At 59.9% G+C, this 10,220-nt stretch carries 8 protein-coding genes; 5 read left to right on the top strand and 3 right to left on the bottom strand.

Going from position 1 to position 10,220, the window contains the following annotated elements; translation table 11 throughout:
• The coding region (locus tag AACR77_RS08615; RefSeq protein ID WP_042880819.1) for an anhydro-N-acetylmuramic acid kinase at positions 1–1,010 on the top strand (1,010 nt) is incomplete at its 5' end.
• Positions 1,011–1,121: 111 nt separating this feature from the next.
• Here the strand turns inward: AACR77_RS08615 and AACR77_RS08610 are convergent.
• Together AACR77_RS08610 and AACR77_RS08605 are read right to left on the bottom strand one after the other, a co-directional pair.
• Positions 1,122–1,523, bottom strand: a complete 402-nt coding sequence (locus AACR77_RS08610; RefSeq protein WP_225159494.1) for a hypothetical protein — start codon at positions 1,521–1,523, stop codon at positions 1,122–1,124.
• 374 nt (positions 1,524–1,897) lie between these two features.
• On the bottom strand, positions 1,898–2,770 hold the full coding sequence (locus AACR77_RS08605) for a hypothetical protein (protein WP_041212597.1): 873 nt from the start codon (positions 2,768–2,770) through the stop codon (positions 1,898–1,900).
• Positions 2,771–3,839: 1,069 nt separating this feature from the next.
• Between AACR77_RS08605 and AACR77_RS08600 the strand changes: the two genes are divergently transcribed.
• Together AACR77_RS08600 and AACR77_RS08595 are read left to right on the top strand one after the other, a co-directional pair.
• Complete coding sequence (locus AACR77_RS08600) at positions 3,840–5,105, top strand: RidA family protein (protein WP_042880817.1); 1,266 nt, start codon at positions 3,840–3,842, stop codon at positions 5,103–5,105.
• 181 nt (positions 5,106–5,286) lie between these two features.
• Positions 5,287–6,111 (top strand): metal-binding protein, encoded by an 825-nt coding sequence (locus tag AACR77_RS08595; RefSeq protein WP_081999418.1) that lies wholly within the window; start codon positions 5,287–5,289, stop codon positions 6,109–6,111.
• Between the two features lie 80 nt (positions 6,112–6,191).
• Here the strand turns inward: AACR77_RS08595 and tkt are convergent, their stop codons facing one another.
• Positions 6,192–8,183 carry a transketolase gene (gene tkt, locus AACR77_RS08590; protein WP_039040146.1) on the bottom strand — a complete coding sequence of 664 codons (1,992 nt, stop codon included), beginning with the start codon at positions 8,181–8,183 and terminating at the stop codon, positions 6,192–6,194.
• A 340-nt stretch (positions 8,184–8,523) separates the two neighbouring features.
• Here tkt and metK point away from each other — a divergent pair, with 340 nt between their 5' ends.
• On the top strand, positions 8,524–9,675 hold the full coding sequence (gene metK / locus AACR77_RS08585; protein ID WP_010673869.1) for a methionine adenosyltransferase: 1,152 nt from the start codon (positions 8,524–8,526) through the stop codon (positions 9,673–9,675).
• A gap of 68 nt (positions 9,676–9,743) precedes the next feature.
• A partial coding sequence (locus AACR77_RS08580) for a SprT family zinc-dependent metalloprotease (protein ID WP_042880815.1) occupies positions 9,744–10,220 on the top strand: 477 nt, incomplete at its 3' end.

The raw sequence follows: 10,220 nt of genomic DNA, 5'->3' as shown, positions 1-10,220 counted from the left end.
GCCCTGCCGATACGGCTCGCACCCTGCATGAGCTTTGCACCCCGGGGGAGAACGAAATCGACCGCATGGGGGTCGCCGATAACCTGGTGGCCCGCGAATTTGCCGCCGCCACCCAGGCCCTGCTCGCCAAGGCGGCGCTGACTCCCAAGGAGATTCGCGCCATCGGCAGTCATGGCCAGACCATACGCCACCGCCCTGCCCTCGGCTTTACCCTGCAGATCGGCAACGCGGCCCTGCTGGCGGCCCTGACCGGCATCGACGTGGTGGCCGATTTTCGCACCATGGACATGGCCCTCGGCGGTCAGGGGGCCCCCCTGGTGCCCGCCTTCCATCAGGCGCTCTTTGCCCGCCCCGACGCCATTCGGGTGGTGCTGAACCTCGGCGGCATTGCCAATATCTCGGTGCTGCCCGGCCAGGCCGACGGGGGGGCGGGTTCAGGGGTATATGGCTTCGATACCGGCCCCGCCAATACCCTGCTCGACGGCTGGTATCGCCGCCACCATCCGCACGGTGACAGCTATGATGCCGGTGGCCAGTGGGCCGCCAGCGGCAGGCTTGTTCCTGCGCTGCTGGAGCAGTTGCTGGCTCACCCCTACTTCGCCGCCCCCGCCCCCAAGAGCACGGGGCGTGAGATGTTCACCCTCGACTGGCTCGACGGCGAGCTGGACGGCTGCACATACGCCCCCGCAGATGTGCAGCGTACCCTGCAATCCCTCACCTGCCACAGCATCGCCCGCCAGTTGCCCGCCCACCGTGATGCGCCAACCCGGCCCGAGCTGTTTGTCTGCGGCGGCGGCGCCCACAACGCCCCGCTGCTGGCGGAGCTTGCTGCCCTGCTGCCCGACTGGCATCTGACCAGCACCGCCCAGCTCGGCCTTGCACCGGACTGGGTGGAAGGGGCCGCCTTTGCCTGGCTGGCACAACGCTTTATCCAGCGAAAGCCGGGCAACCTGCCTGCGGTGACCGGGGCGAGCCGCCCGGCGGTGCTGGGCGCCCTCTATCCCGCCTGAGCCGCTCCCCGAGCGCCCTCCCCCTAATGGAACAAGCCCGAACAGGTGCACCTGATCGGGCTTGTTGTTATGCCTGGCGCCAGATGGCGCAGACCCGTCACTCTGTGCTCCCTACCCGAGCCGCTCTTTCAACCTGGCCGCCTGCGCCTTGAAGGCCTCATAATCGGCGACATGCCGACTCCTGGCGGCGGTGATCCACTGCACGCCCGTCTCGTCGGCGTGGGAAAATTCGATGCAAAACTCATATTTCGCGCAGGAGAGCAGCCCCATCAGGGCGCCAAACAGAAAACCCATCAGAGGCAGGAAGAGCATGATGAGCCAGTTGCCCGCCTGCTCGTAGGAAGGGGTGAAGTAAAAGAGCACACTGGAGGTGACCACTCCCAGCAACAAGCTCTTCTTGAGCCTATCCATCCAGCCGAGTGCTTTTACCTGCACGCCGACGATGCGGCCCAGATCGTAGCGATCCTTGTTCACCCTCAGTGTGTTGTCCGACTGCTCAATGGCAATGGCCATCCTGATACTCCGTCCTGTTGGCTATGGCGATAAGGGGTTGCCGTGGCGGCCCCGGATTGTGCATCCCGAGGGCATGACAGGACAAGCGGCCAGCCACGGGGACGATGGGCGGCACCACCCCCAACAGGAACACACGCTGCATGGTATCGTATGGCACCAAACATCAAAAGACGTTCACATCAAAAGGCGAGGTGGATCACCTTCTACCCGCCCCTTGTCCCCTGTGCAGCCGTTGGCTTTTCTGGCCATCCCCTCTTGGGCAAGGTAGCCGGGGAGCAGGGGTCAGTGAGATAACAGCCCCGTGATGACCCTCAGGAGGGTCGGGCCGATGGGATGGCACCATGGGCCCGCACCTCGAGAGCACTCCCATGGCCCTAGAAGGCCCACTTCAGGAAGCGGTTTACCTGGCGCTTGACCGGTGCACAGAGCGGCGGTTTGGGAGGCTCCAGGTTGATCTGTCTGCGGCCCACCCTGGCTTCGCCCCGCAGCAGGATCTGGAGATAGTGGGGGTGCTGGCGCTGGATGAATCGAGAGATCTCATGGGCCCAGGGTTTGGGCACTCCCCACAGGGTCGAGGCCAGGGCGCCGACGATACAGAAAAAGGCGGGCTCGTGCATGCCCATCCTGACGCCATTCTCCAGCGCCTCTTTGAAGGAGCCCGAATGGGCGATGCAGGTCATCACATTGACCATGAAGGCGGCATAGTCATCTTCCCCGCCGTGGCCCACCCTGGCCACCAACCCGGCCTGCGGCCTGTAGCCGAACTGGTGGCCGATGTGCTCAAGCACCGCATTGCGCTGGCGAATGACCTTGGCATAGAACATCAGCATGGCGGTGCAGTCGAGCGCCTGGCTCAAGGCCGCCTGATGGGGATGGGTCTGGGTGGGACGGGGGGTGGTCAGCAGCGCGATCTCCTCCGAGATGGCGAGCAGACCGATGGGCACCGCCGTGCTGATAAAGGCGAGATCGATGGCGATCGCCAGGTCCTGGCCCTCCTCCATCCGGCCGATGACCACCTGCTCGGCAAACAGGCGACGCTGGCGCTCGATAAAGGCGCCATAGATCAGGGCCCTGAACTTCTTCTGGGGATAGGGGGTATCGAGCAGGGTCTCCATGGTCAGGATGGCGGCACCGGTGCGACCGCGCAGTTGATAGTCGGGGGCGAGGGGGAAGTGCTTGCCTAGGCGGGGGGGTGGCCGAAACCCGCTGGTGCGGCTGTACATGTCACCCAGAATGAATCCAAGCATAAAACCTCCGAAGTCAGATGACGGGGATCGCGATGCGATCGCATGTGCCACTCCCGGGCAGATGAGTGCCGATCCGTGCTGCTCGTCGGCAGGGTCCCTGATTTCATTATTAATCATACAGTTAATAATCCACCCAAACCCCGACCCAGGTCGCAATAACGGCAGTTGATGACAAAGAGCACAAATAAGGGTGGTGCGGGGAAGATGAGCCGGCTGCATCGCAAGGAGTGCGGGATACGTCAGGGCGGCAAAGCAGGGCGGACTCCGGGGCCCCCTCACAGGGAGGGTCATGACAGGAGTGATATGCATCGGGGGGCGGCAAGTCGGGGCAGGCAAGGGGAAGGCCCCCTCCCCTTGCGTATGAGCCTTGTTGGCGGGTTGTGTTCGCGCCGCTGAAAAGATATGGCATAGGCGGTGTGGCGACCCGCCCATGTCAGCCTCCGCCGCAGGGGCTAAAAAGCGCCCTCTCTTTCTCCCGTATTTATGTCATGAACTGTGGCCATGCAAAGAGGGTGAATGTTATTTCAGTGTGCTCACCGCAGCATATTTTGGCAGCGCTGAACAGGGCGTCGAGAGAGCGATAAATAGATAGCTATGCAAAACCGGGAGAATAAGCTGCAATTTCGCCAAAAGTATTAACGGAGGATTCACAGGCTGTAACCCTGATGCGCGACAATATGGCGCTATCTGGTTCCACTTTCATGGTAAAGCGGGATCATCATCACCTTTATTTGCCATGTCCGTCATGAATTGAATCGCAAAATGAATATATTTCACTCTGTTGAGCCACCTCATAGAAACAGGATCCCGGTTTGCATCCCGGGATAACCGCCCCCTAGAATTCTCCCGTCTGAATCACCAGGCCAACTTCTCTCCCTTGTCTGTTGCACGCGCTGTCTGCATCGAAACAGGGCTCGACACTGTGATGATCGTTCTCCTTTTCTCCGTCGCCCTGCGGCGGGAACGGGCAACTGTTGCCGCAATATCACGAGTCATCAGCGTGCCGCATTCGGCCAGGGAAGAACAATGCGGCCCGGACCCTACATCAAAAACGAAAAGGAGTATCGCCATGAGTGGTACCATCATCAAATCCGCCAGAAATACCTCCAATGCGCCTCAGGATCTGGGGCCCTATACCCAGAGCGTGGCCTTCTCCCACTACAACAATATTGCCGCCCAGCTCCCGGTCGATCCGAAAACGGGCGCGCTGGTCGCAGGGGATATCCAGGCGCAGGCCAGACAGTGTCTCACCAATATCCAGGCCATCGTCCAGAGCGTTGGCCACGGCATGGAGGACATGGTGAAGGTGACCCTGTTCCTCGCGGACATCGCCGACCTCGATGCCGTCAACGCCGTCTATCGGGCATTCTTCCCCCACTCGCTGCCGACCCGCACAGTGCTAGCGGTGGCCGGTCTGCCGCTCGGCGCCAGGGTGCAGATGGATGCCCTGCTCTCCAACGGGGAAGGCACCTTCCCCCAGGCTCCCTGCCCGCTGCTCAAACTCGCCCGCAATAGCGACCACGCCCCGCAGGATCCGCTCTCCAGCCAGAGCGTCGCCTTCTCCCACTACAACAATATCGGTGCCCAGCTGCCCCTCGACCCCGCCTCCGGCGCCCTGGTTGACGGTGGCATCCGCGAGCAGGCGGCCCAGTGCCTGCGCAATATCAAAACCGTGCTGGAGAGCATCGACGTGCCCTTTGACGACATCGTCAAGGTGACCGTCTATCTGACCAATCTGGCGGATCTCGACGCCGTCAACGAGGTTTACACCACCTTCTTCCCGGACTCCGCCATCGCCCGTGCCGTCGCCTATCTGCCCGCCCGCTCTGTGGTCAGTGCCGCCGCCCTGCCGCTGAGCGCCCGGGTGCAGATGGATGCGGTCATCTCCCACGGTGACGGCACCCCGCCCCAGCTGGTGGAAGACAGGCACAATCTGGTGATCCGTGCCCGCAATACCGACAAGGCACCGAGAAGCCCGCTGCATACCCAGAGCGTCGCCTTCTCCCACTACAACCATATCGCGGGCCAGCTGCCGCTCGACATGACCACAGACAAAGTGCTGACCGGTTGCGTCCGTGAGCAGACCGCCCAGTGCCTCGGCCATATCAAGACCATCGTCGAGAGCATCGGCCACGTGATGGACGATATCGTCAAGGTCAATATCCAGCTTGCCAACATCGCGGATCTGGCGGACGTGGATGCCATCTACGCCAAATATTTCCCGGGCTATCTGCCTGCCCGCACCGTATTCGGGGTAAGCGAACTGCCCGCCGGCGCCCTGGTGCAGATGGATGCGGTGATGTCCAATGCGGAAAGCACCCCGCCGCAGGTGTAAGGTTGCGCTAAATAATAAAAATAGACCGGCTGATAGCCGGTCTCTTTTTATGTAACATGTGGGGGATTATTTTTATGACATCGTCTTAAAGAACGCGAACGTCCGATTACGCTTCGCTAATCGAACCTACAAGCTCATGCATATAATTGATGTCACTACAGATACTTGGGGATGGTTAGTGATGAGTAAAATTTCAGAAAGAGTAAGACATGTAAAAATCAGAGATGGATATTGTTTGATTTGTGGAGAATTTGGCACACTCTCGATAGATCATGTTCCTCCGCAGGGTTCAATTACTGTAACCAAGGTTGAACAACGTCATATTATGGAAATGATGGGAGCAGGTGCCAAATCAATAAAAGGCGTACCATCAACCAATGGAAGCAAATTCAGAACAATCTGCAGCGACTGTAACAGTAATATCTTAGGAGGCAATGATGGCGAGGTTGCGGATGCAAATAAAAAGCTGACAAGTAAAATTCGTAATTATTTTCAGAATCCAACCTCCCCATATAATACCGTATCTATTGACATAAACCCTACCAAATATGCCAGAGCGATGATAGGCCATATTCTATCTGCAACATCAGTGACCGAGTGTAAAGAGCCACCACAAAAATCTCCGTACTTTGATCCACTAAAGAAATTTGTACTAGGGGATGACTATGCCATTACAAAAACCCATGATATATATTACTGGTTTTATCCTTACGATCGTCACTTGAGCGCAAAGTGTGTGAGCTTTTTCAATCAAGGGCATTCTACAGTACTAAGTTTATTGTCATTTTTTCCAATCGCATTTCTCGTAACCCCAAAAGATGAAGGTATATACCCAACGCATGCCGCGCGATTTGATTTCAGTTCTAGTAAATTAGTTCTAGATTTATCCAGTTACAACATTCATTTTTCTGACTTTCCTTTTTCAGAACTAAAAGGAAATCAGATGTGTTTACTAAACGATTGTCAGACAATAATAAGTTATCCAATTAAGAACCAAGAGATATAGTATATTTAACTATTTTTATTACAATAAAAAAGCGCCTCCCAAGGGAGGCGCTTTTCAGTTCTATACAAAGCAATTAGCTATTACAGGGACTCTGCGGTCGCAACCACATTTTCCACGGTAAAGCCGAATTCCTTGAACAGCAGCTCGGCCGGGGCGGACTCACCGAAGGTGCGCATGCCGATGATCTTGCCGCCGAAACCGACGTACTTGTACCAGTAGTCGGCGATGCCCGCTTCGATGGCCACACGCTTGGTGACGGCGGCCGGCAGGACGGACTCCTTGTACTCGGCGGACTGGGCATCGAACACGTCGGTAGACGGGATGGAGACCACGCGCACGGCACGGCCCTTGGCAGTCAGCTGCTCATAGGCGGCAACGGCCAGTTCCACTTCGGAACCGGTGGCGATCAGGATCAGTTCCGGGGTACCGGCGCAATCCTTCAGCACGTAACCACCCTTGGCGGCATCGGCCAGTTGCTGGGCGGTGCGGTCCATCTGGGCCAGGTTCTGACGGGAGAAGATCAGGGAGGTCGGGCCGTCGGTACGCTCGATGGCGTGTTTCCAGGCGATGGCGGACTCTACCTGGTCACACGGGCGCCAGGTGCTCATGTTCGGGGTCAGACGCAGGGAGGCGATCTGCTCCACCGGCTGGTGAGTCGGACCATCTTCACCCAGACCGATGGAGTCGTGGGTATAGACGAAGATGGCGCGCTGCTTCATCAGGGCGGCCATGCGCAGGGCGTTGCGGGCGTACTCCATGAACATCAGGAAGGTGGCGCCGTAGGGGATGAAACCACCGTGCAGGGCGATGCCGTTCATGATGGCGGACATGCCGAACTCGCGCACGCCGTAGTGGATGTAGTTGCCTGCGGCGCTCTCGGGAGTCAGGGACTTGGAGCCGGACCACATGGTCAGGTTGGACGGCGCGAGATCCGCGGAGCCGCCCATGAATTCCGGCAGCAGCTTGCCGAAGGCTTCCAGGGAGTTCTGGGACGCTTTACGGGTCGCGATCTTGGCCGGGTTGGCCTGCAGGGTTTCGATGATCTTGGCGGATTCAGCAGCCCAGTTGGCCGGCAGCTCGCCAGTGGTACGGCGCTTGAATTCGGCAGCCAGGGCCGGGTGAGCGGCTTCATAGGCAGCGAACTTGGCAGCCCAGTCGGATTCGAGCTTGGCGCCCTTCTCCTGACCGTTCCACTCGGCGGCGATGTCGGACGGGATGACGAACGGCGCGTGGTCCCACTTCAGGAAGGCACGGGCGGCGGCGATCTCGTCATTGCCCAGCGGTGCGCCGTGGCAGTCGTGGGAGCCGGACTTGTTCGGGGAACCGTAGCCGATGATGGTGCGGCAGCAGATCAGGGTCGGCTTGCCGGTCTCGGCCTTGGCGGCTTCGATGGCGGCGTTGATGGCTTCCGGGTTGTGACCGTCAACGGCCGGGATGACGTGCCAGCCGTAGGCTTCGAAGCGCTTGGGAGTGTCGTCGGTGAACCAGCCTTCTACGTGACCATCGATGGAGATGCCGTTGTCATCCCAGAACGCGATCAGCTTGCCCAGACCCAGGGTGCCGGCCAGGGAGCAGGCTTCGTGGGAGATACCTTCCATCAGGCAGCCGTCGCCCATGAAGGCGTAGGTGTAGTGGTCGACGATGTCGTGACCCGGCTGGTTGAACTGCTCGGCCATGGCCTTCTCGGCGATCGCCATGCCCACGGCGTTGGTGATGCCCTGACCCAGCGGGCCGGTGGTGGTTTCAACGCCCGGCGCATAACCGTACTCCGGGTGACCCGGGGTGCGAGAGTGCAGTTGGCGGAAGTTTTTCAGATCGTCGATGGAGAGGTCATAACCGGAGAGGTGCAGCAGGGAGTACAGCAGCATGGAGCCGTGGCCGTTGGAGAGAATGAAACGGTCGCGGTCGGCCCACTTGGGGTTGTTCGGGTTGTGTTTGAGGTGGCTGCGCCACAGCACTTCAGCGATATCCGCCATTCCCATGGGGGCGCCCGGGTGACCGGAGTTGGCTTTTTGAACGGCATCCATACTCAATGCACGAATGGCATTGGCAAGCTCTTTACGAGAAGGCATCTGTATCTCCTGCGATTGCTTCATTTGATGGCCAAGATTAAGGCGCGTTATTGTCCCAGCAGGGGGCGCGGCGTGCAAATATTATCTGGGCGAATAAAGTGGCTTTGGGAGCACAATCGCTTTTCTGGGCGGGGAAAACGATTCAATCCGCCCCCTACCTTACCTCCATGGAGGTGGATCCCTTCCCCATCCCGCCCCGGGCGGCTCCACCCCCAAATAGTGCTGGCAATCACCGGATGACCTATTTAAAATAGACGTCCAGATGTAGATACCTCTACAGTCATCCTGTCATTATCCGGTTATGGCCAAGGCGATAACCCTTACGAATCGAGAACCAAACATGGCAAAGCTGTTTACTTCCGAGTCGGTCTCCGAAGGCCATCCCGATAAAATCGCCGACCAGATCTCCGATGCGGTGCTGGACGCCATCCTGCAGCAGGACACCAAGGCGCGCGTCGCCTGCGAAACCCTGGTCAAGACCGGCATGGTGATGGTAGCCGGCGAAGTGACCACCTCTGCCTGGGTCGACATCGAACAGATCGTGCGCGACACCGTGCGCGAGATTGGTTACACCCACTCCGACATGGGCTTCGACGCCGACTCCTGCGCCGTGCTGAACGCCATCGGTAAACAGTCTCCGGACATCAACCAGGGCGTCGACCGTACCGACCCGCTGGAGCAAGGTGCCGGTGACCAGGGCCTGATGTTCGGCTACGCCACCAACGAAACCGACGTGCTGATGCCCGCGCCCATCACCTACTCCCACCTGCTGGTGAAGCGTCAGGCCGAAGTGCGCAAGAACGGCACCCTGCCGTGGCTGCGTCCGGACGCCAAGAGCCAGCTGACCTTCGCCTACGACGACGCAGGCAAGATCCTGGGTGTCGATGCCGTGGTGCTCTCCACCCAGCATTGCGACTCCATCAGCCACAGCGATCTGGTGGAAGCGGTGCGCGAAGAGATCATCAAGCCGGTGCTGCCCGCCGAGTGGATCAACAAGGACACCAAGTACTTCATCAACCCGACCGGTCGTTTCGTCATCGGCGGCCCCATGGGTGACTGCGGTCTGACCGGTCGCAAGATCATCGTCGACACCTACGGCGGCATGGCCCGTCACGGTGGTGGCGCCTTCTCCGGCAAGGATCCGTCCAAGGTGGACCGCTCCGCCGCCTACGCCGCCCGCTACGTGGCCAAGAACATCGTGGCCGCAGGTCTCGCGGATCGCTGTGAAGTGCAGGTCTCCTACGCCATCGGCGTGGCCGAGCCCACCTCCATCAGCGTCGAAACCTTCGGCACCGGCAAGGTGGCCGAAGCCCTGCTGGTCAAGCTGGTGCGCGAGTTCTTCGAGCTGCGCCCCTATGGTCTCATCGAGATGCTGGATCTGAAGCGCCCGATCTACCAGGCAACCGCCGCTTACGGCCACTTCGGCCGCGACGAGTTCCCCTGGGAGAAGACCGACAAGGCCGAGCTGCTGCGCGCTGCCGCCGGCCTGTAAGGCTCGAGGTTGTGATAAAAGGGGAGCCTGGCTCCCCTTTTGCTTTTGTGTCCTGTCCCGAGGATCCCATGCCTGCCACTGCCACCCGGCTTGACCCCGCCCTCATCGAGACGCTGCTCGCGCGCGTCGAAGCCTGCTTTGTGCAGGCCGAAACGCGCCTTGGCCGCACCTTCCCCCGCCCGCAAGTCCATTGCAACATGCGGGGCCGGGCGGCAGGGTCGGCGCGGCTGCAAACCTGGGAGCTGCGTTTCAATCCGGCGCTCTATCAGGCCAATCAGCAGGCCTTTTTAAGGGAAGTGGTGCCCCACGAGGTGGCGCACCTGCTGGTCTATGCGCTCTGGGGAGAGGGGCGCGGCAAGAGCCGGGTACTGCCCCACGGTCGCCAGTGGCAGTCGGTGATGCGGGAGCTGTTCGGTCTCGAACCCAGCACCACCCACAGCTTCGATCTGGGGGTGCTGGCCCAGCGCACCTTCGTGTATGCCTGCGCCTGCCAGCAGCATCCCCTCTCCGTGCGCCGCCACAACAAGGTGATGCGCGGCGAGGCC

This window comes from Aeromonas sp. ZOR0002, from assembly GCF_963866995.1.
GTDB classification, from domain to species: domain Bacteria; phylum Pseudomonadota; class Gammaproteobacteria; order Enterobacterales; family Aeromonadaceae; genus Aeromonas; species Aeromonas caviae.
The sequence above is the reverse complement of the archived record's forward strand: the minus strand, read 5'-3'. Positions and strand labels throughout refer to the sequence as shown.

Bases quoted from the DNA above. Each gene is read 5' to 3' on its own strand.
- metK (WP_010673869.1), top strand. From the start codon at position 8,524: ATGGCAAAGCTGTTTACTTCCGAGTCGGTCTCCGAAGGCCATCCCGAT.
- AACR77_RS08605 (WP_041212597.1), bottom strand. From the start codon at position 2,770: ATGCTTGGATTCATTCTGGGTGACATGTACAGCCGCACCAGCGGGTTT.
- AACR77_RS08610 (WP_225159494.1), bottom strand. From the start codon at position 1,523: ATGGCCATTGCCATTGAGCAGTCGGACAACACACTGAGGGTGAACAAG.
- AACR77_RS08600 (WP_042880817.1), top strand. From the start codon at position 3,840: ATGAGTGGTACCATCATCAAATCCGCCAGAAATACCTCCAATGCGCCT.
- tkt (WP_039040146.1), bottom strand. From the start codon at position 8,183: ATGCCTTCTCGTAAAGAGCTTGCCAATGCCATTCGTGCATTGAGTATG.
- AACR77_RS08595 (WP_081999418.1), top strand. From the start codon at position 5,287: ATGAGTAAAATTTCAGAAAGAGTAAGACATGTAAAAATCAGAGATGGA.